General features: G+C 41.6%; 21 protein-coding genes. 14 read left to right on the forward strand and 7 right to left on the reverse strand.

Going from position 1 to position 24539, the window contains the following annotated elements; genetic code table 11:
• Positions 1-19 precede the first annotated feature (19 nt).
• Positions 20-805 carry a membrane protein insertase YidC gene (gene yidC, locus CVN76_RS28145; RefSeq protein WP_100533930.1) on the reverse strand — a complete coding sequence of 262 codons (786 nt, stop codon included), beginning with the start codon at positions 803-805 and terminating at the stop codon, positions 20-22.
• A gap of 27 nt (positions 806-832) precedes the next feature.
• Positions 833-1120, reverse strand: a complete 288-nt coding sequence (locus tag CVN76_RS28150) for a hypothetical protein (protein ID WP_061144472.1) — start codon at positions 1118-1120, stop codon at positions 833-835.
• Positions 1121-1417: 297 nt separating this feature from the next.
• On the opposite strand from CVN76_RS28150, the gene CVN76_RS28155 reads away from it, so the two are divergent.
• Complete coding sequence (locus CVN76_RS28155; RefSeq protein ID WP_100533931.1) at positions 1418-1897, forward strand: transporter; 480 nt, start codon at positions 1418-1420, stop codon at positions 1895-1897.
• A gap of 270 nt (positions 1898-2167) precedes the next feature.
• On the opposite strand, the gene CVN76_RS28160 is transcribed toward CVN76_RS28155, so the two are convergent.
• The gene (locus tag CVN76_RS28160) at positions 2168-2992 is read right to left on the reverse strand and encodes a glycerophosphodiester phosphodiesterase (RefSeq protein WP_100533932.1); all 825 of its coding nucleotides are present in this window, start codon (positions 2990-2992) and stop codon (positions 2168-2170) included.
• A 230-nt stretch (positions 2993-3222) separates the two neighbouring features.
• On the opposite strand from CVN76_RS28160, the gene CVN76_RS28165 reads away from it, so the two are divergent.
• Positions 3223-4527, forward strand: coding sequence for an MFS transporter (locus tag CVN76_RS28165; protein ID WP_100533933.1), 1305 nt, complete (start codon positions 3223-3225; stop codon positions 4525-4527).
• A 52-nt stretch (positions 4528-4579) separates the two neighbouring features.
• Here CVN76_RS28165 and CVN76_RS28170 read toward each other — a convergent pair whose 3' ends face one another.
• A complete protein-coding gene (locus CVN76_RS28170; RefSeq protein WP_100533934.1) occupies positions 4580-4996 on the reverse strand; it encodes an organic hydroperoxide resistance protein in 417 nt (138 codons plus the stop codon).
• Positions 4997-5188: 192 nt separating this feature from the next.
• Here CVN76_RS28170 and CVN76_RS28175 point away from each other — a divergent pair, with 192 nt between their 5' ends.
• Genes CVN76_RS28175 through CVN76_RS28185 form a run of 3 tightly spaced genes read left to right on the forward strand, consistent with a single transcriptional unit; the run spans position 5189 to position 8404 of the window.
• Positions 5189-5572, forward strand: a complete 384-nt coding sequence (locus CVN76_RS28175; protein ID WP_061144477.1) for a GntR family transcriptional regulator — start codon at positions 5189-5191, stop codon at positions 5570-5572.
• Positions 5569-6468 (forward strand): ABC transporter ATP-binding protein, encoded by a 900-nt coding sequence (locus tag CVN76_RS28180; protein ID WP_100533935.1) that lies wholly within the window; start codon positions 5569-5571, stop codon positions 6466-6468. Before CVN76_RS28175 ends, CVN76_RS28180 begins: the two co-directional genes overlap by 4 nt.
• Entirely contained in the window at positions 6443-8404 is a 1962-nt protein-coding gene (locus tag CVN76_RS28185) for a DUF6449 domain-containing protein (RefSeq protein ID WP_100533936.1), read from the forward strand. The genes CVN76_RS28180 and CVN76_RS28185 overlap by 26 nt, the downstream gene beginning before the upstream one ends.
• Positions 8405-8534: 130 nt before the next feature.
• On the opposite strand, the gene CVN76_RS28190 is transcribed toward CVN76_RS28185, so the two are convergent.
• Positions 8535-8738 carry a cold shock domain-containing protein gene (locus CVN76_RS28190; protein ID WP_100533937.1) on the reverse strand — a complete coding sequence of 68 codons (204 nt, stop codon included), beginning with the start codon at positions 8736-8738 and terminating at the stop codon, positions 8535-8537.
• A gap of 811 nt (positions 8739-9549) precedes the next feature.
• Here CVN76_RS28190 and CVN76_RS28195 point away from each other — a divergent pair.
• Together CVN76_RS28195 and nhaC are read left to right on the forward strand one after the other, a co-directional pair.
• Entirely contained in the window at positions 9550-11124 is a 1575-nt protein-coding gene (locus tag CVN76_RS28195) for a peptide chain release factor 3 (protein WP_100533938.1), read from the forward strand.
• 289 nt (positions 11125-11413) lie between these two features.
• Positions 11414-12793, forward strand: coding sequence for a Na+/H+ antiporter NhaC (nhaC, locus tag CVN76_RS28200; RefSeq protein ID WP_100533939.1), 1380 nt, complete (start codon positions 11414-11416; stop codon positions 12791-12793).
• A 48-nt stretch (positions 12794-12841) separates the two neighbouring features.
• Here nhaC and CVN76_RS28205 read toward each other — a convergent pair whose 3' ends face one another.
• Positions 12842-14035: an FtsW/RodA/SpoVE family cell cycle protein gene (locus CVN76_RS28205; RefSeq protein WP_061144483.1), complete on the reverse strand. Its 1194-nt coding sequence runs from the start codon at positions 14033-14035 to the stop codon at positions 12842-12844.
• A 320-nt stretch (positions 14036-14355) separates the two neighbouring features.
• On the opposite strand from CVN76_RS28205, the gene CVN76_RS28210 reads away from it, so the two are divergent.
• From CVN76_RS28210 to CVN76_RS28230, 5 genes are all read left to right on the forward strand, one after another.
• Positions 14356-15456, forward strand: a complete 1101-nt coding sequence (locus CVN76_RS28210) for an SDR family oxidoreductase (protein WP_100533940.1) — start codon at positions 14356-14358, stop codon at positions 15454-15456.
• Positions 15457-15472: 16 nt separating this feature from the next.
• The gene (locus tag CVN76_RS28215) at positions 15473-17035 is read left to right on the forward strand and encodes an aldehyde dehydrogenase family protein (protein ID WP_100533941.1); all 1563 of its coding nucleotides are present in this window, start codon (positions 15473-15475) and stop codon (positions 17033-17035) included.
• Positions 17036-17291: 256 nt separating this feature from the next.
• Positions 17292-18074 (forward strand): TerC family protein, encoded by a 783-nt coding sequence (locus tag CVN76_RS28220; RefSeq protein WP_100533942.1) that lies wholly within the window; start codon positions 17292-17294, stop codon positions 18072-18074.
• 942 nt (positions 18075-19016) lie between these two features.
• Complete coding sequence (gene sigI / locus CVN76_RS28225; RefSeq protein ID WP_100533943.1) at positions 19017-19760, forward strand: RNA polymerase sigma factor SigI; 744 nt, start codon at positions 19017-19019, stop codon at positions 19758-19760.
• Positions 19757-21079 carry an anti-sigma factor domain-containing protein gene (locus CVN76_RS28230; protein ID WP_100533944.1) on the forward strand — a complete coding sequence of 441 codons (1323 nt, stop codon included), beginning with the start codon at positions 19757-19759 and terminating at the stop codon, positions 21077-21079. The genes sigI and CVN76_RS28230 overlap by 4 nt, the downstream gene beginning before the upstream one ends.
• A 59-nt stretch (positions 21080-21138) precedes the next feature.
• Here CVN76_RS28230 and CVN76_RS28235 read toward each other — a convergent pair whose 3' ends face one another.
• Positions 21139-21330, reverse strand: coding sequence for an alpha/beta-type small acid-soluble spore protein (locus CVN76_RS28235; RefSeq protein ID WP_061144489.1), 192 nt, complete (start codon positions 21328-21330; stop codon positions 21139-21141).
• Between the two features lie 232 nt (positions 21331-21562).
• On the opposite strand from CVN76_RS28235, the gene CVN76_RS28240 reads away from it, so the two are divergent.
• On the forward strand, positions 21563-22915 hold the full coding sequence (locus tag CVN76_RS28240; RefSeq protein WP_061144490.1) for a TrkH family potassium uptake protein: 1353 nt from the start codon (positions 21563-21565) through the stop codon (positions 22913-22915).
• A gap of 179 nt (positions 22916-23094) precedes the next feature.
• Positions 23095-24447, forward strand: coding sequence for an ATP-binding protein (locus tag CVN76_RS28245; RefSeq protein WP_100533945.1), 1353 nt, complete (start codon positions 23095-23097; stop codon positions 24445-24447).
• Positions 24448-24539 lie beyond the last annotated feature (92 nt).

Here is a 24539-nt window from a genome sequence, read left to right on the forward strand (position 1 = left end):
GGGTACGTTTCAAAATGAATTAGCTTTTTTTGATAACCGTCTCATTCCCGGCAGGGACACTGACGTGGTCTTTTTTATATACGCGTTGCAGGACGATCGTCTGGGCGATCATGAATAATCCACCGATTGACCAATACAATGGCAAGGCGGCAGGAGCGGAGAAAGAAATGAATAAAATCATCACTGGTGAGAGCAGGCTCATCAGCTTCATTTGTTTCTGCTGTTCCTCGGGCATTTGTCTCATGGAAATGACCGATTGGAAATAATAAATGACACCGGCAATAATCGCCATGGCAATATTCGGCTGGCCAAGGCTGAACCAAAGGAAGTTATGTGTCGCAATTTCATGGGATCCTTTAATCGCATAATAAAAACCCATCAAGATCGGCATTTGGATCAATAGTGGCAGACAACCCATGTTTAACGGGTTGACTCCATGCTTTTGGTAAAGCTGCATCATTTCCTGCTGCAGGGCTTTTTGTTTAGCCGGATCTTTCGTTTCTTTAATCTTCTGTTGGATGGCAGTCATTTCAGGCTTCAGGCCATTCATCTTCGTTTTCATGCTGAGCTGTGTTTTATATTGCTTGGCAGTCAACGGGAGCAGGACAAGACGGATGAAAAATGTCATCATGATGATGCTCAACCCATAGTTACCATTAAATAAATTGGCATTGAATTCAAGCATTTTCGTCATTGGATTGACCAAACCTGTATGAAATGGACCGCTTGCAGCTGCAGAGCAACCTGACAAAAGGACCGTTGCCAGGATCAGTACCGTAATAAGTAACACGCTTTTCTTCTTCAAAATAATTCCTCCTCAAATTGTTTTTGTTTAAACAACAAGTAGGAGGCTTGGCTCATCGGAATCATCGGGTGAATCCTTTTGCCTGATAAATGTGAAAAAGCGCTGTGCACCGCGCCAGTCAAAAGTGCTGCCTGTATGAACAGGGGATTTACTTTGATCGGAATGGACGGAAGCTTGATATTTATCATTCAAGTGTGATTGCTTTTTATTTAAGAAGTAAAACGCCGCCAGTGGAAAGACAAAGGTCAACAAGTAACCTGCCCATACCGCATGACGAACGGTTTGATAATCGAATTCTAATAATAATTCCCACATAGGAATCCCTCGTTTTTGTCTAAGATAGGAAAATGTCATTCAGTTGACCGCTAAAATCAAATCCGATCATACTGAGTTTAAATCATTAAGAACACTATATCAAATTCTAATGCAATAATGCCAAAAAATATAGGGATATTTTCAAAAAATAAACAGGGAATATTTTCACTTCGATGAAGTTGATGAGAAAGGCCCAAGGATATTCCAGAAGCATGAATGGAATGGATGCGGCCATTGCACATATGATCCTTCGACTACATAAGAATAAAAGGAAGTTCAATCATGAGGTGAAGATGGATGAAACCGTACGATTCGTTCAATCAACATAATAACTATTACCAACCTGGAAATGATGTTTATCAAAATATACACCCACAAACCACTGCTCATGATTTATGGGCAGCACCAGATACAATTGAAAATCAACAATTGGCTGAAAGGATGCCTGGACCTCCTGGCCCTTCAGGCTCTTACCAGGGCGGGGGACAGGCAAGCCCGCCGCGGCCTCCACAAGGAGGGGGCCCGCCGCATATGGCGCCGCCTTTATTCATTCCAAAGCTTACTGGAGGTATGCTACAGGCGCTAGATCCAGGTTCAATGAAAGGGTGCTTATACCAAAATACGTATGTTTGGCTAAGAAACGGCCGCTCGTTTTGGTTTTACCCCACTTATGTCGGCTATAATTCCGTAGCGGGCTACCGATGGAGAAAAAGTCAGCAGCGATGGTCTTATTATGGAACCGACGCAAGTGAAATACAGGCCTTTCAATGCTTTTAAAAAGCAATCGCCTTAAGTTGCGCGAACAATCCATAGTTTTGGAGAAATGGGACTTTGAGCGTGTCATTTCACTGCAGGCACTTAGCTTTCCAGAGTCGGTCCGTGAGCCTGCGCGTCGCTTGCGCCTGTGGACTCTTCCTTGGACATGGATTCCCGCAGGAGGGTCATTGTGCAACAATTTCTTAATGAAAACAAAAAAAGTTACGGAAGCAGCCATTCCGTAACCTTTTTGTTTAATAACCAAACAGAGGGGGAGGACCTCCAAGCGTTTCAATCCGAGAAATAATCAGGGAAATCTGAAATGATGCCGTCTACTTTCATTTTCTCGAACATGCGCATCCGTTTTTTATTGTTGACTGTCCAAGTATATACCTTCATCCCATGCTTTTGAATCCGCAGCTGAAGCTTCGGATCCAGGATCGTCTGCTTGGGATTTAAAAATGAAGCGAACTTCGCTATTTCCTTTAATGCATCGTCATTGATCCTCCGCTTTATCAGTACCCCAACTTGTACTTCAGGCATCAGTAAATGAAATCTTCTCATGGAATCCGCATCGAACGAGTGAACCATGATCGGATTACTAAAGGATGCGCTTCCGATGTACTTCCTTATCTCTTCCGCTAGCTTTGCTTCAATGCCGGGATAAAGGGATGGGTGTTTTATTTCGATTAAGAACCCAGCCTCGGTCCGGAATCTTTCGAATACTTCACTTAATAAAGGAATCCGCTCGTTTTTGAAACGTGAATGATACCAGCTCCCGGCATCGAATTCCTTTAATTCGGCAGCTGTGTAATCGCGGAGTCTTCCTTTACCGCTAGTCGTCCGATCCAGCGTCGGGTCATGATGAACCACAAGTACATCATCCTTACTAAGATGAATATCCACCTCAAGCACTTCAGCTCCCAATTCGATCGCCTTCTTATAAGAAGCGACCGTATTCTCAGGGCAATGTCCAGCAGCGCCGCGATGTCCGATTTTGAGGGGGGAATGCTGGATATTGAAGTTCTCTTGGAAGACACTCTTCGAACCGTTCAGCTTAAGGGCGAAGAGGAAAATTACGATCATCAAAATTATCAAGAAAAATCCAATCACCATTGACACTCCTTTTAGTAACAAAAATAAACTTCCTGGTTATCCTTTACCCTAGCTTAAAGAAAATAAAATAAGTTTGTCCATTGGCAGCCTCATTTCATCATTTTACATGTTGGATAAGGAAAAAGCATGTATCTTACTACAGTGATGTCAACCTATATTCGAGAATGAAAAGGATTTATTGATGAGTGATGGAATACATATAGTTAAAGGAATAATAAGGGGGGAAGCAGATGAAAAAGAACCCTGGAAAGTGGAAGGGGAATCTTGGTTTATATTTTTCGGTTCCCGTTCTCTCTTGGGCATTATACGATTTTGCCAATACGATCTTTTCTTCTAATATCAATACGATTTTCTTTCCGTTTTTCCTTCAGGAGCAAATTGGGGATAATGCTGTTCTTGATCAAATTGCCAGTACCTTCATTTCCTACGCAAATGCGATGGCCAGTTTATTTCTTGTTTTGTTTTCACCGTTGTTTGGCGTCATGATCGATCGAACCGGAAAGATGAAAAAATATATCGTGATTTTTACACTCATTTCCGTTATAAGCACATTTTTCATGGGGGTTTTTGGGGGAGCCTCATTTGATCGACTGTTCCTTGGCATTCCCGTTTCATTGACCATTGTCATTCTATTATTTGTCATCGCTAAGTTTTTCTATCATTCCAGTCTCGTTTTCTATGATACGATGATGAGCGATTTAGGTACGAAAGAGCAAATGCCGCTTATATCGGGATTTGGCGTGGCCGTTGGCTACCTAGGAACGTTAGTGGGGCTGTCCATTTATCCATTCATCAGTAAAGGAAGCTCACATGAAGCCTTCATGCCTACAGCCATTTTGTTTCTCGTTTTTTCCCTTCCCTTATTCATTTTTGTTAAGGAGACGCCAAAACCGCAAAAAGCAAAACAACCGTTCATATCCGGTTATAAGGAAATCAAGGCAACATTCAAAGAGATGAGGTCCTATCGCTCGATATTCACTTTCATGATCGCCTATTTCTTTTTAAACGACGCCATTGCGACGACGATTGGCATGATGGCTGTCTATGCCAAGACTGTCGTGGGATTTTCCTCAAGCGGGTTCATTTTGCTTTACTTGGTATCGACGATATCGAGTATTGCCGGCTCTTTCCTTTTTGGATATATCACACAGTCGAAGGGACCTCGGCTTGCTGTGACATATGTGGGGATGCTGCTCTTGGTCGCTTTATTTATCGCGGTATTCGCACAAACCGCTCTTTGGTTCTGGATTGCAGGAAGTATGTTTGGCGTTTCGCTTGGCTCGATGTGGGTGACCTCAAGGACGTATATCATTGAACTGACGCCCAAGAAGAAGAGAGGTCAATTCTTTGGATTATTTGCTTTCTCTGGAAAGGTTTCTTCCATCATTGGCCCTCTATTATATGGAACGATTACGTTGGTTTTTCATGAGCTTGGGACATTGGCGAGCCGGATGGCATTGGGGTCACTGATCATCATGGCGGTCATAGGACTGGGCTTTTTGTTCAAGTTGAAGAAATTGGAAGAAGTTAAATGAAAAAGGGAATGCCCCCTTTTAACCGGGGGGCATTCCCTTCATCTATCTGTCCTTATACCAAATTAAGGGTAACGTCGACATTCCCGCGAGTTGCTTTTGAGTATGGGCAAGTCGCATGGGCCTTTTTGACAAAGTCTTGGGCTTCTTCCTTGCTCAGGTCAGGAATCGAAATATCCAGCCTTACAGCCAATTTAAAGCCTCCGTCTTCCTCATCTTTACCGATCGTGACATTTGATGTCACGGAAGTATCGGCTTTTTTCTTTTCCTTTTGCAGGACAAGATTCAAGGCACTATCAAAGCAGGCAGCATAGCCAGCTGCAAATAATTGTTCAGGATTCGTTGCCTTTTCACCGGAACCGCCTAGTTCCTTAGGTGATCTGACATCGAAGTCAAGGATTCCGTCCTCTGACTTAACATGTCCTTCTCGTCCTCCGTGTACGGTAACTGTAGCTGTATATAGTGGTTTCAAAGTAAACATCTCCTTTTTTAATGATTACTACCATTAGTTCCCCACAATACGTCTTATTAAACAAAATGAATGAGAGTTTATGAATGTCAGACGTAAAAGTATTGTTTAAAAATGGTTTTAAATTGGAAGAAAATGTTTTATAATGAACTGTATTAGTATGTGTAATACACCAATATAAGAGGGAGGCTCCTGATGATCGAGTTGGATGTTCAAAGCAGGAAACCCATATATGAGCAATTGATGGATAAATTTAAGGAACTAATGATCAATGAGGTTTTACTGGAGCACAATCAGCTTCCATCGATCCGATTATTGGCACAGGAATTGACCATCAATCCCAATACCATTCAGAAAGCTTACAAACAGCTTGAATCTGACGGATATATATATACACTGCCCGGAAAAGGGAATTTCGTCGCCCCTCCTAAATCCATCAAAAATTCCTTGAAGGAAGTGAAAATCAGAAACGAGCTTGAAAAAGTGCTTGCTGAAGCTATGTATATCGGCATCGAGAAACATGAAATCCATCGATTGGTAAAAGATATCAGTCCATTGAGAAAGGGGGGAGATTCATGATTGAAATAAAGCAGGTGAGTAAGTTATATGAAGGGAAAGAAGCGATCAGGAACGTCACCTTGGCTATAGGAAAAGGCACCATATTCGGTTTGCTGGGTTCCAATGGGGCAGGGAAAACGACTCTTTTAAAAATGCTTTCAGGCAACCTGATTCAGGATAGTGGTGAGGTACTGATTGACCGATTACATGTTTTCGAAAACCGTGAAGTGAAAAATCGTTGTTTCTTCCTTCCTGATACGCCTTATTTCCTGGCTAACTATACGATCTTGCAAATGGCCCTTTTTTACAGGGGTGTTTACCGTATGTGGAACGAAGAACGCTTCTATCAACTGCAGGAAATATTCCCGATACCCCTCCAATACAAAATACATAAACTTTCAAAGGGGATGCAGAGACAGGTTGCTTTTTGGCTCGCCCTCGCTACGATGCCTGAAGTTCTGATATTGGACGAGCCTTTTGATGGGTTAGATCCGGTCATGCGGAAAAATGTGAGACAGTTATTGGTTCAGGATGTTGCAGAAAGGAACATGACGATCTTGATTTCTTCCCATAATCTCCGGGAAATTGAAGATTTGGCGGATCATGTAGGAATCTTACATAACGGCAAGCTTGTTATCCAAAAAGATCTGGCTGATTTAAAAGCGGATGTACACAAAGTGCAAATTGCCTTTAAACATAAAATTCCTCACGGGATTTACCGCGGAATCCAAATTCTTGACAAGCAAAGACAAGGAAGTGTGATCGTGTGCATCGTTAAAGGAAAGGAAACGAGCATCAAAGCGCACTTCAATCAGTTTCAACCTGACATCTTCGATATGCTTCCCCTTACTTTAGAGGAGATATTCATTTATGAAATGGGGGATATAGGTTATGTCATCCAGAATACCCTGGCCTAATCGGGAACTGATCATCTATATTTTCAGAAGTACCGGCTGGATTGGCTTTCTCCATTTAATTGGCCTCATGTTTGCACTCCCTTTGCAAATATTGACGTATATTTTGAATGAAAAAAATGAATTCGTGGAATTTGAAAACCTTTTCTCCAGTCAGCAAATGATCCAATTTGTCCTGGTCATCGTTATTCCAGTCTTACTTGCAATCTTTCTCTTTCGTTTTTTACAGATTAAACAAGCATCGGACTTTATTCATAGTTTACCCATCACTAGACGTACCGTATATCTTCATATGGTCGGGATGGGCTTTTTGTTCTTAGCCTTGCCCATTATATTTACCGGTTCAATTTTGATTTTGTTCCAATCTGCTATTGATATTGAAAGACTTTTTTCGCTGGCGGATATTTGGTCCTGGATGGGCATTACATTCATTTTGGAAGCGGTCATCTTTTCCGTTGCTGTTTTTATAGGAATGATAACGGGGTTATCGGCTCTGCAAGGCTTATTGACTTATATATTTCTAGCAATGCCTGTCGGATTATTTGTGTTGCTTGCAGCAAATATGAAGTTTTTTTTAACAGGATTTTCTGCGGATTACTATTTAAGGACCAACCTGACAGGAATTTCTCCCTTGTTGGCTGCAACCGAGATGGAGAAAATCACATTTTTCTCCTCTCAAACATTGATCTATGCTTTATTGACCTTGCTTTTGTCGTTTCTGTCTCTGGTCATCTATCAAAGGAGGAAGCTGGAACATGTTTCGCAGGCCTTTGTTTTCCCGAAGCTCAAGCCATTATTCAAATTCGGTCTGACGATTTGCATGCTGCTGTTTTCAGGATTTTATTTTAGCGAAACGACCGGTGGAATGGGCTGGATTTTCTTCGGATATATCATCGGCTCTTTGTTCGGATATTATTTAGGGGAAATCGTCCTGCAAAAGACTTGGCGAATCAAGTTCAAGCTGAAAGGCTATCTAGTATTTACGGTGATCATCATTGGGTTGGCGCTCATTTTGAAAATAGATCCCATTCGGTATAAGTCCAACATTCCGGATAAAAGGGAAATCAGCCAGATCTATATTGGCAACTCCCCTTTGTATTTTGAGGATGAAACCACATATATCGGTCCCACTTCCCTTAAAGAGAAGGCAAACATAGAGGCGGTCACGTTATTGCATCAAGAAATTATCGAAAAGGGGAAAACGGTTTCCGTGGGTGAATGGAATGACGGCCAATCCGTATTCATCATGTATCAACTAAAGGATGGAAAACGGATAGCGAGAGAGTATCATTTGCAAAACTATGAATCGTACCTGCCGTTACTGGCGAAAATTTATGAATCGAGTGAATATAAAAAAACGGTGAATGAATTGCTGAATGTGGCAGCTAAAGATGTCACCAACATAAGGATAAAAGCGAGCGGGCAAGGGGATAAATCCGTCACGATCAAGGATGGCCATCAGCTCCAAGAAGCCGTCCAGGCACTGTCCGAGGACCTCAAAAATCAGTCGCTCTCACAAATGACGAATTCTTTCGGTGACTATGCCACGATTGATATATATTTGGGTAATAACAAAATCATTTATATGAATTGGGATTCCTCTTTCACTCAGTTTTCAAAATGGATGGAGCAAACCGGTAAAGCAGACGAAGCACGACTAGTGGCTAGTGACATCTCCTATATTCTGATTGCCAAGACAGAATCGCCAATTTATAATTCGGTCTCGGCAGAGGAGCTCGCCCGACAAATCGAACAAAAACCCAATCGCTTGAAAATTACCACCCTTTCAGAAATTGATATGCTCATTGCAAACGCCCAAGTTGATTGGAGTGGTGAATATGTAGCTGTTTATCATTATAAAGATAGCAGGGAGGTGGATATCAAGAGTTTTTCCGGCGACCATGTTCCCGATTTCGTTTTGGACCATTTTAATGAATGAAGGGCTAAGGAAACGAAATCTGTACGTAGATGTCGACGTCAAGGCTGTCTCAAACAAAGAGGATGCCGCCCCATGAAAGTGGGCGGCATCCTCTTTGTTTGCATTTGACCTATGATGATGTTTCCAAACTTTATAGTTTTACGACGTTTTTTGCTTGAGGTCCACGGTTACCTTCTTCAATCTCAAACTCGACATCTTGTCCTTCATCAAGTGTTTTGAAACCATCTCCTTGAATCGCAGAAAAATGAACGAATACATCGTCTCCGTCCGGAACTTCAATGAATCCAAACCCTTTGTCACTATTAAACCATTTTACCTTGCCAGTTACTGTCATTCGGTGAATCCTCCTAAAAATGTTAAAAAATTAATGGTGAAAATTTTTCCTTGATGGAAGAATCCATTTCACACATTATCAAGAACCCTCACTCAAGCTTGGAATCCATATGGGAAGATGCTTGATAATAAGTGAATGCTAGAAGGCTTTCTTATGTAGTATATTTCCAATGTTTTTACTATATACCCACCTTTATAAAGGATAAAACAAATGAAGGTATTTTATACCTTTTTTCAGGGGAATAATAATGAGGGACGTCCATTATTAGCGCTTAACTTGGTGCCTAATGTTGAATTTTTCAAAAAAACAATAGCTCAAACACGTTTTCATTAGGAAGTAAGCGGGTAAAGGTTAACGAAGAAAGGACTGATGAATAATGAAGAAACTTTTGAAAAGAGCCTTAATTTTTGCTGCGCCGATCATATTCAAAGAGGTAAAGAAGCGCTGGAAAAATAAACGAAATCAAAAAGCGATGAAAACTGCAAGATAAGTTGCGAAATGAGCAAACCATAGAAATAATAAGAAAGGGCGCTGAACAGGCGTCTTTTGTTTGGCTTCGAACAAATCCTCACCCTATGATTCATTCACCTCTACATCTTTCCTTCATATCGTGTTAAAATAGTAAGGTTGATTGAAATGAATGCCAAGTAGCCAAGGCTTTAGCCTTATGATATATTTTCCTAACATATATTGTGTATGATCAGGATTTTTTACATACAAAGAAAGGTTGACATTCCAATGTAAAAATACAAGAAGTTCACCTATAAATTTTTCTCGAAATTGTTGACTCCACTAACGAAAGGAACATTTTATGACTACATTAAAAGATGAGGTCCAATCGCGTCGGACCTTCGCAATCATCTCTCACCCGGATGCCGGGAAAACGACTTTGACCGAAAAATTATTGCTGTTTGGCGGTGCGATTCGCGATGCCGGAACAGTTAAAGCGAGAAAAACTGGCAAGTATGCAACAAGTGACTGGATGGAGATTGAAAAACAACGTGGAATTTCCGTTACATCCTCCGTCATGCAATTCGATTATGATGATTTCCGTGTGAATATTCTTGATACACCAGGTCACCAAGACTTCAGTGAAGACACCTATCGTACACTGATGGCTGTTGATAGCGCCGTGATGATCATCGATTCGGCAAAAGGAATCGAGGATCAGACGGTTAAATTATTCAAAGTATGCCGAATGAGGGGTATCCCGATTTTCACGTTTATCAACAAAATGGACCGTCAAGGTAAAATGCCTCTTGAGTTGCTTGCCGAGCTTGAAGAGGTATTGGGCATCGAGACATATCCAATGAACTGGCCAATTGGAATGGGAAAAGACTTCGTCGGCATTTACGATAGATTCAACAATCGCATTGAACAGTTCAAGACGGAGGGCGAAGAGCGTTTCCTTCCATTGAATGCTGAAGGTGAACTTGAAATCGATCATGCACTTAAGGATTCCCAGTTGTATGAGCAAACTTTGGAAGAAATCATGCTGCTGACCGAAGCGGGCAACCAATTCTCTGAAGAAAGCATCGCAAATGGAAAATTGAGTCCTGTATTCTTCGGAAGTGCCTTGACGACTTTCGGTGTCCAGACGTTTTTGGATGCTTATCTTCAATTTGCACCAGCTCCTCAAGCACGAATGACGACATCTGGTGAAATGAGCCCTGTCAGTAATGATTTTTCAGGCTTCATTTTCAAGATTCAAGCGAATATGAATCCAAAACACCGTGATCGTATCGCTTTCCTGCGCATTTGCTCCGGTAAATTCGAGCGCGGAATGAGCGTTAACTTGAGCAGGACGGGCAAGCCGATCAATCTTTCTTCTTCAACCCAGTTCATGGCTGATGATCGGAATACGGTAAACGAGGCGGTAAGCGGTGATATCATCGGTTTATATGATACAGGGAACTATCAAATCGGCGACACGATCACGACCAGCAAGGATATGTTCCAATTCGAGAGGTTACCACAGTTCACTCCGGAACTATTCATGCGGGTTACGGCTAAGAACGTAATGAAACAAAAACATTTCCATAAAGGAATTAACCAACTGGTCCAAGAAGGGGCAATACAGCTCTTCAAGACGGTCCGAATGGAAGAATATCTCCTTGGTGCCGTCGGGCAGCTTCAATTCGAAGTGTTCGAGCATCGAATGAGGAACGAATACAATGTTGAAGTCCTGATGGAACGCATGGGCAGTAAAATTACACGCTGGGCCGAAGACGAAAAGCTTGATGAAAATCTTCATAGCTCAAGAAGCATACTTGTTAAAGACCGCTTTGATAAATACGCATTCTTATTTGAAAATGAGTTTGCACTCCGTTGGTTCCAAGATAAAAATCCTGATGTGGAATTATATAATCCCATGGATTTGAAATAATCATGAAAGCCCGTGTCGTATACACGGGCTTTTTTTGATTATGGAGCTTTTCTTGCTTTCTTCCATTGTTCTGCTAGCTAGGGAGTGGACTATAGAATCAAACAGCACGGCAAATCCATCTCATCCGAATAATGATGCTCCTAAAAAATTCCTTTGACAAACTGCAGCAACTCCTTTATATTTAGCTGGTACTTTAACGCTTAAAAGCGTATCAGTAGACAATGATCGATTACAGTCTTACCTAAAGAAACCTCAAGAATATACAAAATGAAAGCGGGGAAAATACATCATGCGTCTCGACGATGCCAAGCTAAAACTCTCTTTACCTGAAGCTATTTGTGTTTTAGCGATGCTGTTCTTAATTATTGCAATAGGAATCATCCATTATGAACTTGTACCACATATACCGATTATTGCAGCCATCCTTTTTTTATTCATTTATGGAAAAATCAAGAAGTTGCCATTTTCGATCATGGAGGCGGCCATCGTCAAAGGTGCAGTATCTGGTATGGGAGCCATTTATATATTCTTTTTCATTGGAATGCTCATTTCGATCTGGATGGCAAGCGGGACAATCCCTACCATCATGTTTTATGGATTTGACTGGATGTCTGGTAAATATTTCTACGCGGTCACATTTCTGGTGTGTTCGTTAATCGGGCTATGCATCGGCAGTTCATTGACAACATCAGCCACGATCGGAGTCGCTTTCATAGGTATGGCGTCGGCGTTGGATCTTTCGCTGGCGATTACAGCCGGTGCAATCATTTCCGGTGCTTTTCTTGGCGACAAAATGTCTCCATTATCCGACTCGACCAACCTTGCTTCGGGAACGGTGGGAGTGCCACTATTTGAACATATTAATAATATGCAGTGGACAACGATTCCAGGTTTTTTACTATCACTTATCTTTTTTTACTTCCTTTCACCGAATGTCAAACTGTCTCGTGTTGAGGAGATAGAAGCCATGACCAAGGCCTTGGAAATGGAAACGAACATTAGCATATGGAGTTTGATTCCATTTGTCATCATTCTGGTCATGGCATTGAAAAAAGTGTCGGCGATTCCGACATTGTCAGCTGGAATCGTTTCGGCGGCTGTCATTGCTTTCATCCAAACGCCAAGTATGACCGTTGCAAAAATGGCGGATATTTTATACGGCGGATTTGTGCTGAAGAGTGGGATGGCACAGCTTGACACAATCCTATCGCGGGGCGGCATTGAAAGTATGATGTTCTCCGTTTCTATGGTGTTGTTGGCTTTGGCGATGGGTGGACTATTATTTGAATTAGGAGTGATCCCTTCTATTCTGCATGCGGTCCAGGATTCTTTGACGAGTGTGGCAAGATTGATTTCCGCTACCGTATTTGCAGGAATCAGTGTGAATTTCCTGGTGGGGGAACAGTATTTGTCAGTTATACTGCCTGGGAAAGCCTTTCAGCAGAAATATGAAGAGCTAGGGTTGCAGCCAAAAACACTTGGGCGGGTACTTGAAGATGCCGGAACAGTCGTGAATCCACTTGTTCCATGGGGAGTCTGCGGTGTATTCCTGACAAAGGTTTTGGGTGTTCCAACGCTTGAATATGCGCCCTTTGCCTTCTTTTGTTTAATTTGCCCTTTGCTCAGTTTGATTTCGGGCTTTACGAAAGTAGGCATCCACTATAAATGAAAAAACAGGCGGTCGATTGCGACTGCCTGTTTTTTCATGAAGAATCACTTATTTCGTTGAAGCGATCTCATCCTTTGGTATGGAGATGACCTTTTCTTTCTGTTCCAGTAGATTCATTCGCATGATGACATTTTGGAATATACCCATAGAAATCATGAGCAGCAGTAGGGATGAACCGCCATAGCTGATGAATGGAAGCGTGATCCCTGTGATGGGAATCAGTCCAGTCGCCCCGCCAATATTGATGCCGACCTGAATGCCGATCATGGAAGAAATCCCGATCAATAATAGGCTGCCAAATGGGTCTTTACACTTTGCTGAGAGTATGAATCCTCTAAGGACGATAAAACCTAAAGTCAATAAAACGAAGCCCACTCCGAATATTCCAAGCTCTTCTGCAATGACGGAGATGATGAAATCCGTATGGGATTCAGGCAGGTACCCGTATTTTTGCACACTGTCACCAAGCCCGACACCTGTAAGGCCGCCTGATCCTATTGCATACAATGAATTCACGAGTTGGTACCCATTTCCACCCTCTTGACCAAAAGGATCTGCAAACCCTGTAAAACGGGACACTTTATTTTCCGAGAAAACCGATGATAAATTTCCTGTCAGAATTATCCCCAATGCAAATATGGCAACGAATATCGAAGTAATCAAAGAAAGCTTGAATATACTCTTGAAGGACATGCCAGATGAAATGATCATGGTACTTGAGATCAGGAAAATGACAGCTGCCGTTCCATAGTCAGGTTGTATCCCGATTAAAAAACAAATGAATACGAGAAAGAAAATCGGGGGGATGACGGCTTTATCAATGCTGTTGATTCGATCCTGCCTTTTTCCGTAAATGGCTGCAAGATAAATGATCATGGCAAGCTTCGAAAATTCTGCTGGCTGTATCGATTTTGTTCCTATCTTAAACCAGCTTGTGGCATTCCCGGCTGTATGGCCAAAGATAAAGAGCAGCAAAAGGATACCGGCCATTCCCAACATCATAAGCATCAAGAAGTTTTTGTTTTTGTACATCTTATAAGGAAGGATCATCGTCACGATCATTGCTAAAAATGAGATGATAAAAGCCATTTTTTGTTTCTCAAAGAAGAAATCCATGGGCTCCTTGTATCGAGCGACAGCCGTGATCATGCTCGAGCTATAAATCATCACTAAACCAAACAAACAGAGTAATACGACAGCAATGAAAATAGGGAAGTCGTATGCTTTAATTATTCTTTTCACTTGTGCGCTCACCTCAAATATGTATGCGCGAAAAAATCGCCTTCTTATATAGTAACGGAAAATCAGTTATATAGATAATAATTTTTATTGTGTAACATGAATTTATCCTTCAAGAAACAATAGTAAACACTTTATCTGAATAATTGGAAGTGATTTTCATTTCAACTACTCGTAAAATATCCATTCCTACATCTATTATCTTCGATAGAAAATATGAATAATCCTTTAGGAAAACAAAATTTTACTATATATTCCATATTAATAGTACTATTATGTCTAGAAGAACATAAGACAATTGAAATGATGAGAGGGTGGATTTCATGGGGCACATTTATTTTTTCACCGGTTTTCCAGGTTTCATCAGTAATCAATTAATCAGGGAGCTAGTTCAACGTGATGAAAGGATAAATAAGATTTATTTGCTCGTTTTACCTCAGCAAAGGGCAAAAGCAGAAAAGGAGATCAAAAGGATTGAAGATGACTTGGATGGTATGAAAATCGCCTTTGAAATCTTGATGGGGGATATTACAAAGGAGCATCTTGGTTTTTCATTGGAGGTATACCATGAACTTCAGCAACAAGTCACGCATCTTTTCCATCTTGCCGCGATATACGATCTGGCTGTCCCGGAAAAATTGGCCAGGCTTGTCAATGTTGTGGGGACCAAGCAAGTAAACGAATGGGCCAAAGGGGTGATTGCACTCAAGCGATACACCTATTTCAGCACCGCTTATGTAGCGGGGAGGCGGGAAGGGTGTTTATACGAGCATGAATTGAAGCTGCCGATGAGCTTCAGGAACCATTATGAACAGACAAAGTATGAAGCTGAATTAATGGTAGAGGAGCTAAAAAAAGAAATTCCCATCACGATAATCAGGCCTGGTATCGTAAAGGGACATTCTCAGACAGGGCAAACGATTAAATTCGATGGCCCCTATTTTATCCTTAATTTTCTTGATCGCTTAAGCTTCCTGCCTTTTTTCCCATACATCTCTTCGGATAGGGAAACGGTCGTGAACCTTGTTCCAATCGATTATATTATACAGGCAACTGCATTTCTGGCATTATATAAAGAAGGTGCAGGAAAAACCTATCATCTGACCGATCCCAACCCGTGTACGGCTAGTGAAATTTATGAGCTTTTCGTTGCTGAATTGTACAAGAAAAAACCAAAGGGCCATGTCCCTTTGTCACTAAGTAAGGGGTTTTTATCCATACGTCAGGTACGGAGATTCTTAGGCGTGGAAAAAGAGGCTCTTGATTATTTCACCTGGAAAGGGCGTTTTGACTGCTCTTCAGCGCAAGCGGATTTAATCGCTTCAGGAATCATTTGTCCTGGCTTTAAAGAAGCTGTCCCTGCCATGGTCGAGTATTATTTAAAACACAAACATGATGAAGATCACCAAATTAAAATAAGGTAAGGCAAGGGGAGTAATTATGGAAGAAATACATGACAAGTGGGAAGTGTTTTCCCCGGCAACAGGTGAGAAGATTGCCGAAATCGAACCGACGCCACTGTCGTCAATTCCACTTATCTATACAAAATCAAGACATTCGTTCCAAACATGGTCGAAGCTTTCCATAAGTGAACGACTGCATTATTTACGACAGCTTCGCCTGCTTATGGTCGAAAAGATGGATGAGATAGCTGAAATCATTTCCAAAGATACGGGAAAATTGAAAATTGAAGCACTGGTGGCAGACATCATGCCAACCATTGATGCGATCAAGCATATCGAAAAACATGCGATTAAATCTCTTTCCGGAAAAAAGGCTGCCACGCCGCTCATGTTGATTGGGAAAAAATCTTATATTGAATACATGCCACGTGGGACCGTGCTTGTCATCTCGCCGTGGAATTATCCGTTCCAGCTGGCGATGGTCCCCATTCTTAATGCACTTGCAGCAGGAAATACGGTCATTGCCAAGCCATCGGAGGTAACTCCACTGGTTGGAGTATGCATCGAAAATTTGTTTGTTGAAGCGGGTTTCCCTAAGGACACGATCCAATTTGCCCATGGTGGGAAGGAATTGGGCGCAGCGTTGACGGAGCAAAAACCAGATTATATCTTTTTTACCGGATCTGTAAGGACTGGAAAAATAATTGGCGAAGTTGCGGCAAAACATTTAATACCCACCACTCTCGAGCTTGGGGGGAAGGATCCGATGATCGTCCTGCGTGATGCGAACTTGGAACGGGCAGTGAACGGTGCACTTTGGGGAGCCTTTACGAACAGCGGGCAGGTCTGTATGAGTGTCGAAAGGGTTTATGTCGAGCGCCCGGTTTATCCGGAATTCCTCGCGCTGCTTAAAGAAAAAACGGAAGCCATGAGGCAAGGGACGGATTTAAAGGATGATATCGGTTCGATGACGTTTCCGGGCCAGGTGGATATTGTGGCTGCACACTTGGAGGATGCGCTCGATAAGGGAGCGATACTTGAAGCTGGAAAACTCCCAAAAGAGTGGAAAACCGGAGGGACCCATTTCATTCCACCCGTGATTTTGTCCAATGTCGACCACTCCATGAGGATCATGAAAGAAGAAACATTCGGACCCGTATTGCCCGTTATGCCTTTTGATTCCGAGGAGGAAGCGGTCGCCCTGGCAAATGAAAGTGAATATGGCCTTAATTCAAGCGTATGGACAATCGATAAGGAAAAAGCAAGACGGATTGCATCACAGTTAGTAACAGGAGCGGTGACGATCAATGATGTGCTCATTACGGTTGCCAATCATTATTTACCATTTGGCGGTGCGAAACAAAGTGGCGTTGGCCGTTATCATGGCGAACAGGGACTGAAGATATTTTGCCATGAAAAGGCGATCATGGTAGACAATGGTCGAAAGGATACAGAAATTCAATGGTATCCATATGAGGGGAAATACCCAAGCTTTTTATCATTGTTCCGGAACTACTTTTCCGGTAAACCGAACTGGATTGAATTTGGAAAAGATTATATGAAATTGATCAAAATATCCAAAGCGAAACGAAAAGATTGATTGATTTTAAAAAAAGATTGTTATTTTCATAATACTGGCGTATACTATTAATATATTTAATAACTGATTTTCCTTTTCAAAGGGGAGTAGCGTTAGGGTTCGCCCTAAAACAAAGTCGTCATTACGTGGATGGAAACATTCATCGGCTTTGTTGACATGATTTCATGTTCAGCAAGACCTTTGCCTATATGGCAAAGGTCTTTTTATTTTGCCGATGCCGATAGGAAGGGAATACAAACTATTGGAGGTTGAATGGATGGAAGCATCATTACTATTGGAATATGGCTGGGTCCTTCTCATTTTGGTCGGTTTGGAAGGAATACTCGCTGCGGATAACGCAGTCGTCATGGCTGTCATGGTTAAGCATTTACCGAAAGAACAACAACGTAAAGCCTTGTTTTATGGTCTAATGGGAGCTTTCGTTTTCCGCTTTGCAAGTCTATTCCTTATTTCCTTTCTTGTCGACGTGTGGCAAATTCAAGCAATCGGTGCGATTTACTTGCTGTTCATTGCTTTTCAGAACATTTATAAAAAATACGCTCATAAAGGTGAGAAGGAAATCACGAAGCCTAAAAAGCAATCTGGCTTCTGGATGACCGTAGTAAAGGTTGAAGCGGCGGATATAGCTTTCGCAATCGATTCAATGCTTGCTGCCGTCGCGCTTGCTGTTACACTTCCTGCAACAGGCTGGATGAAAGTCGGCGGTATTGACGGAGGGCAATTCGCTGTCATGTTCCTCGGCGGTCTGATTGGATTGATCATTATGCGATTTGCAGCAAATGGATTCGTGAAATTGCTTCATCAGCGTCCTTCACTGGAAACGGCAGCATTTTTGATTGTAGGTTGGGTTGGAGTGAAATTGGCGGTACACACACTCGCACACCCTTCGCTGGCGGTCATCGACCACCATTTCCCTGAATCCACCCTTTGGAAATCAATTTTCTGGGTGGTATTGATTGGCATAGCGGCAGGTGCGTGGATCATCTCCAGCAAAAAAGAGAAAAATGAGAAAAAAGAAAAACAAATACAAGAAGCATAAAAACACCGACGAACTAAAGCAAGCCTCAGCATGCAGATCAAAGGGTTTTGGGATGATTACATTCCAAAACCCTTTTTGATGTTACAAGAATCATCGTTCGGCTCATGCACATGTATAAGGCAATCGGCGTTCCACCTTCGTCACAATGCGAAGCGGAGAGGAAAGCAACGGTTAGCTAGTTTGGGCTTTGCATCGAATTTGGGGCGGGTTCACCTAAAACTTGCGCTTTCACATGCTCTTTGTACGGTTTCTCGCCAGCTAAATGGGGACAATCCGGATTCCATTATCCCATCCAGCAGAGTGGAATGAAACGGGCACTGTACAAGTCAATAAAACTGTAGGAAATGGAGAAGCTCCCTTTGTTTATACGCTAAGTGGAATGGAGTGGCTGTGCGACACTCCATTGCGAAATGCGTGACTACGTGAGACCCGATAGACGCAAAGCTTGAGGAGAATCCCAGAGCGGCCCTGGAAAGGGAGAGACTGGCCCGCAATCGAGCGATTAAAGTACACGCACAAAGTGGTAAGTTACGAACATAAAGATGACGAAAGAAACTGCAGCTCACTCTTTATCACCTGTTTTTTACAAAAGTCTGGAATCTTCTATACACGATATTTTTCTAACATAAAAAACGGATTTATGGACACTACCCACATAACGCTTAGAGAGTTTTCGAATGATATGTTAAAAGCTGTGAATATTAAATTCAGGTTAGAAAAATGACAATTGCCCCATTGATTTAGACAAGGATACGGAAAAAGATAATGTAATGTAATGGCACTGTAATAAACGAGAAAAAACTAAGCACTTTGTCATGTTGCGTTATGATGTGATTTCAACAATTCGGCAAAAATGGTTCTTTTGGTACTGTCTTTTAGACTCTCTCCGCTTAAGATAAGTATGTTGATTCATATTTTTATCAACAGAAGCGAGGTGAGCAAATGCTTGGATTGTTGTTTACAGCATTCAAAAAAAAGCGTTCTTTAGAAGAAACCGTATTAAAAATTCAACAAGGCGATATAAGCCTTCGCAATGATACGATAGAGTCATTCAAACCTTTTATAGCGAAAACCGTCTCGTCAGTGTGCAGACGTTACATATATGAATCAGATGATGAATTCAGTATAGGTCTGATTGCTTTTAACGAAGCGATCGACAAATACTCCCCTGACAAAGGCCGTTCGTTATTGGCATTTGCCGAAACCCTCGTTAAACGAAGGGTTATAGATTATTTAAGAAGCCAGTCGAAGCGGAAAGAAATCCTTTTGGATCTATCGCTTAATGATGACAATGATCAAAGCCATATATATATCGATAACGAAAATTCCATCCATGAATACGAAAAGCAAAAGGAAGCAGAGAAAAGGAAAGAAGAAATTCACCTATATATAAGCCATCTACAGGATTTTGGGCTGACATTTGAAGATCTCGTTGAAAACTCTCCAAAACATGCTGATGCCAGAAAAGGTGCGATCATGATCGCCAAGCTGCTAATGGATGACGACGAACTGAAAGAAATCCTGTTTGCAAAAAAGCGGCTGCCAGTTAAACAGCTTGAGGGAAAAGTGGAAGTAAGCAGAAAAACAATTGAACGGAACCGAAAGTACATCATTGCTGTGGCAATCATAATAAACGGAGATTTTTTGTACTTGAATGATTATATAAAAGGGGCTATCAATGGATGAAAAAAGGAGTTATTCTGTCAGTAAATAAGCGTTTTGTAACCCTATTGACCCCCGAGGGTGAATTTCTAAAAGCGAAGAGAGACGAACGGGCATATGAAGTGGGGGAGGAAATCACTTTTTCCCCTGTCAAACACAAGACAGCTTTCACCATTTCCAGTTTCCAATCAACTTTCAGGAAAAAGGCCGTGTTAAGTATAGCCACCACCTTTCTTATTCTTTTTTCAATCCTGCCGTCTTATTTCACTGGGCATGTGTCGGCTTATATGACGATCGATGTGAATCCCAGCATTGAATTGGAGCTGGATGACCAGTTGGATGTGCTTAAGCTTACTGGTTTAAACGAAGACGGCAAGCTTGTCATCGGCCAACTGAAAGATTGGAAAGGCAAGGGAATCAAGACCGTTACAAACCGGATTGTTGAAACGACAAAGCAACTTGGATATTTAAAAGGCAAAAAACAAATAGTCGTGTCGACAACGTTATTGGATAAAGATAAAAAACTTGATAAGAATTTAAAAGAAGAGATAAAAGAAATAGCCGAGCAGAAAAACGTTTCAACAACAAAGATGAAGGTGATACAGGCAACGAAAAGTGATCGGGAGCAAGCCAAGGCACAAGGCATCTCGACAGGTAAATATGTCGAAAAGAAATTGAAAACGAATCAAGATAAGACAAAAGTGAATAAAAGGGTACCTGATCCTGAACAAGATAAACCGATAGAAGAGAAAAATGGCACTTCCAAAAAGCAGGGCGAAAATCAGGATAAAGAGAGGCAATCGGACAGAGAAAACAAAAAAGTGAACGATGCGAATGCCGTCAAGCAAAATCGTTTAACTGAGGTCAAACAGCCAGTATCTGAACATTTAGTGACAAAGCCAGACGAAAAAAACGAAAAAACTAACCGGGATGATAAAAGCGCCAAACACCCTGAGATAAAACGGTTTAAGGAAAAAAACAACGAAACAGAGAATAAACCAGGCAGTAGCCGAAGCATCCAAAACAAAAGAAGCGATCAAAACATTCATGGTAACGGACACAGCAGAACCATTGAACGCAAACGAAACAATCAAAGCAATCGAGATTTCCAAGCCAAGCAAAGCCGCCGTGAGGACCGAAGCAATCATGCAAGAGACAAACGGAAACATGAAAAGGCGGATCAGGGGGGAAAAGGGCAGCCATCATTCCAGGAAAAGAGAAAGGGACGAGAAAAGAATCATATGGATCATGAAAGGCACGATCTAAAAAAAGGCAACCGAGAGATGAAGTCACAGAGACGAGGTAGGGATCATGATGAAAAACGGCATGAATGGAATCATTAAAAAGAGTCCAGCAGGAAGCTGGACTCTTAGCCATGGATATTCAATTGTGTGATAAATTATTATTGACCTTTAAGTTGAGATTGAGCTTGTTGTACAAGGCGTTTCGTGATCTCTCCACCAACGGAACCATTGGCACGTGCTGAAGTATCGGAACCTAATTGTACACCAAATTCTGATGCGATTTCATATTTGATTTGATCTAATGCTTGTTCGATTCCAGGAACAAGAAGGTTATTGCTGCTGTTAGCCATTTGAATCTCCCCTTTACATGTTCAACGGCTTCTGCCGCTGTAATGATAGTATAAGTAGAATGAGGAGTTTTACTTATGGTAGCAGCATCAAACTTTTTGGTAAACCTGCCTTATTGTTGCAAGGAAGTCAGTTTTAAAAGAGAATGGAAAAAAGAATGAAAAAAGGGTAAACTATATTATTAATGGGTTTGTGGTCCATCTAGTTATAAAGGAGTAAGAAAGGAAACGCTTAATGGTTGCTATAAAAAAAATATTATCAAAGTTAACACCTGCTCAGCTTATTGTCGGTTATTATTTTTTAGCTGTCAGCATTTCAACAATCCTTCTTAGTCTGCCGGTTGCCCTTAAGCCTGGTGTTGAGTGGGAATTCATGGACGCACTATTTACAGCCGTCAGTGCGGTCAGTGTAACTGGCTTGACGGTGGTCAGTACGCCTGATGTGTTCAGTGAAGCTGGCTACTTCATCCTGATGTTCGTTCTCCAATTCGGCGGAATTGGCATCATGACGCTCGGAACGTTTTTTTGGCTGATCCTAGGAAAAAAGATCGGTTTGAAGGAAAGGCAATTGATCATGACGGATCAAAATCAATCGAACCTTTCAGGCCTTGTGAAATTATTGATCCAAATCATTCAGATATTTGTCGTAATTGAAATGATTGGTGCACTGGTTTTAGGGGTGTATTTTTTAAATTATTACCCAAACTGGAAAGAAGCTTTTATCAATGGGCTGTTTTTGGCAATCAGTTCCACAACGAACGCTGGTTTTGACATAACCGGCATTTCGATGATTCCTTTTAAAGGGGACTATTTTGTTCAGTTCATCACGATAATCCTGCTTACCCTTGGAGCCATCGGATTTCCAGTCTTGATTGAGTTGAAAGAATTTTTATCCAATGGTGCCCGTACTTATAAGTTTCATTTTTCCTTATTCACGAAATTGACATCCGTCACATTCTTTTCGCTCATCATTGGCGGCACGATCATGATCTTCCTGCTGGAAGTGAACGGTTTCTTTAAAGACAAGAATTGGCATGAATCGTTCTTCTATTCTTTATTCATGTCTTCCAATACACGGAGCGGCGGTTTAACAACAATGAATGTGAGCGACTTTTCGGAGCCGACCCTATTATTGATGAGCATCCTGATGTTCATTGGAGCCTCCCCAAGTTCAGTCGGAGGGGGTATCCGCACGACAACGCTGGCCATCATGATTCTGTTCTTGTGGAATTTCATGCGTGGAAGGCGCTCCATAAAAGTATTCAAGCGGGAGATACATCCCGATGATATCCGAAAGGCAACTGCCGTTATGATCATGGGTTCGCTTCTATGCATAATAGCGATCTTCATTTTGACGATCACCGAGAACTTCACTTTGACCCAAATCATCTTCGAAGTATGCTCTGCTTTCGGGTCTGTTGGTCTTTCGATGGGCATCACTCCAGATCTTAGCCATACAGGCAAGATTGTCATCATGATCATCATGTTTATCGGCCGTGTCGGGATAACCTCCTTGCTTTATATCATAGGTCACAAAGAAATCAGGGAAATTTATCATTATCCAAAAGAACGTGTCATCATTGGTTAAAACAATGGCAGACCGTGAACCTTTCCTATCAGGAAAGGTTTTTTGTGTTGGTGGCAGGAATCGATGATAAAATGTTGAAATTTACCTACAAGAGAGTTATTTCCCATTTATATATGGTCGTCCAATATGCTTCGCGTTAAGGTAGAGCAAATGCCATTTATAGGAGTCACGTAAAGGAGGTGGAGGAAATAAAGAAATATACTGGAAGAATCATGGTTCCTGCACTGTTCATCTTATTGATTTCGCCGATTTTAGCATCGACCGTCCTCAAGGAAGGCGGATTCACTGCGTTACTGGGAATTTATTTATTTGTCGTCTTTGCCTTGGCCTGGTGTTTGGGTGCGGTTTATGATGATAAAAGGAGGACCATCTCACTATTGCAGGATAGCGAAGGACGTTATCGCATTTTCTCCAAGTACTCCAAGGAATTGATCAATAGCTTCAACGAGGTCATTTTCCAAACGGATCATAAAGGGAAGTGGCTGTACTTAAACCCGGCTTGGAAGTCGATGAGCGGTGCAACCGTTAATGAATCACTCGGGCTGCATTTTTCAAAGCATATGGATAATGCTTCATATCAAGACGTATTGAAGGCGTTTGCGGAATCCTTTCATCAAGGAAATAAATATTTTCGCGTTGACATTAAGTTACGTGATGGCAAAAAGGGAAGCAGCTGGGTCGAAGCATTTGTTAAACTGATATACGATGAAACGGGGAAATTCATCGGGACTGCAGGTATATTATCCGAAATCAATGAACGTAAGCATGCAGAAGAAGAACTAGTAAACCTGAACGAACATTTGGCAATCACATCAAGCAAGCTATCCACAGCTGCCCAACTTGCCGCAGGAATAGCGCATGAGGTAAGAAACCCGATGACGGCGATATTGGGATTCGTCAAGTTGATCAGGGATGGAGGGGCGGATAAACAGGAGTATTATGACATCATTTTTTCGGAAATAAATCGAATCGAACAAGTATTGAATGAACTGCTGATGCTTTCCAAACCGAGCGGTGCAGTTTTTCTTGAGAAGGATTTGAAAAAAAGCTGCAATCATGTCGTAACCTTGCTTGAGACAAATGCCGTATTGAACAATATACAAATTCAAAAAAATTATGATGCAGAACCGATTTTCATGCGCTTTGATGAAAATCAAATCAAACAAGTATTAATCAATATCATTAAAAATTCGATAGAATCAATGCCGAATGGCGGAAATATTTTTTTGAGCATCTATGAAAAAAATGGGGAAGTGTTTGTAAGCATTTTGGATGAGGGGGAGGGCATCCCGGAAAATTCCCTTCAGAAAGTGGGAGAACCATTTTTTACGACAAAATCATCTGGAACAGGATTGGGACTTTCCGTTTGTTTCAAGATCATCGAAAAGCATGGCGGAAAGGTTTTCATAACAAGTGAGTTGAAAAAAGGAACGAAAATCGTCTGTGTATTCCCTGCCGTTCAAGAAAACGAGAGAAACGGCAGCGAAAAGGAGGAGAAAGTGGGGGCGAAGGAAGGACAAGAAAATAAGTGATTTAATTGTTGAAAAAATCGGAAAATTATGTATATACTGTAAAGGTGAAAACATACTAACCGGTCAGTTGGTAGAGGAGGAGGAAGTCAATT

This window comes from Bacillus sp. mrc49, from assembly GCF_002803435.1.

Coding starts and splice junctions, on each gene's coding strand:
- nhaC (WP_100533939.1), top strand. CDS start 11,414: ATGCGTCTCGACGATGCCAAGCTAAAACTCTCTTTACCTGAAGCTATT.
- CVN76_RS28155 (WP_100533931.1), top strand. CDS start 1,418: ATGAAACCGTACGATTCGTTCAATCAACATAATAACTATTACCAACCT.
- CVN76_RS28180 (WP_100533935.1), top strand. CDS start 5,569: ATGATTGAAATAAAGCAGGTGAGTAAGTTATATGAAGGGAAAGAAGCG.
- CVN76_RS28165 (WP_100533933.1), top strand. CDS start 3,223: ATGAAAAAGAACCCTGGAAAGTGGAAGGGGAATCTTGGTTTATATTTT.
- CVN76_RS28150 (WP_061144472.1), bottom strand. CDS start 1,120: ATGTGGGAATTATTATTAGAATTCGATTATCAAACCGTTCGTCATGCG.
- CVN76_RS28175 (WP_061144477.1), top strand. CDS start 5,189: ATGATCGAGTTGGATGTTCAAAGCAGGAAACCCATATATGAGCAATTG.
- CVN76_RS28215 (WP_100533941.1), top strand. CDS start 15,473: ATGGAAGAAATACATGACAAGTGGGAAGTGTTTTCCCCGGCAACAGGT.
- CVN76_RS28195 (WP_100533938.1), top strand. CDS start 9,550: ATGACTACATTAAAAGATGAGGTCCAATCGCGTCGGACCTTCGCAATC.
- CVN76_RS28240 (WP_061144490.1), top strand. CDS start 21,563: ATGGTTGCTATAAAAAAAATATTATCAAAGTTAACACCTGCTCAGCTT.
- CVN76_RS28185 (WP_100533936.1), top strand. CDS start 6,443: ATGTCATCCAGAATACCCTGGCCTAATCGGGAACTGATCATCTATATT.
- CVN76_RS28160 (WP_100533932.1), bottom strand. CDS start 2,992: ATGGTGATTGGATTTTTCTTGATAATTTTGATGATCGTAATTTTCCTC.
- CVN76_RS28210 (WP_100533940.1), top strand. CDS start 14,356: ATGGGGCACATTTATTTTTTCACCGGTTTTCCAGGTTTCATCAGTAAT.
- CVN76_RS28235 (WP_061144489.1), bottom strand. CDS start 21,330: ATGGCTAACAGCAGCAATAACCTTCTTGTTCCTGGAATCGAACAAGCA.
- CVN76_RS28220 (WP_100533942.1), top strand. CDS start 17,292: ATGGAAGCATCATTACTATTGGAATATGGCTGGGTCCTTCTCATTTTG.
- sigI (WP_100533943.1), top strand. CDS start 19,017: ATGCTTGGATTGTTGTTTACAGCATTCAAAAAAAAGCGTTCTTTAGAA.
- CVN76_RS28190 (WP_100533937.1), bottom strand. CDS start 8,738: ATGACAGTAACTGGCAAGGTAAAATGGTTTAATAGTGACAAAGGGTTT.
- CVN76_RS28230 (WP_100533944.1), top strand. CDS start 19,757: ATGAAAAAAGGAGTTATTCTGTCAGTAAATAAGCGTTTTGTAACCCTA.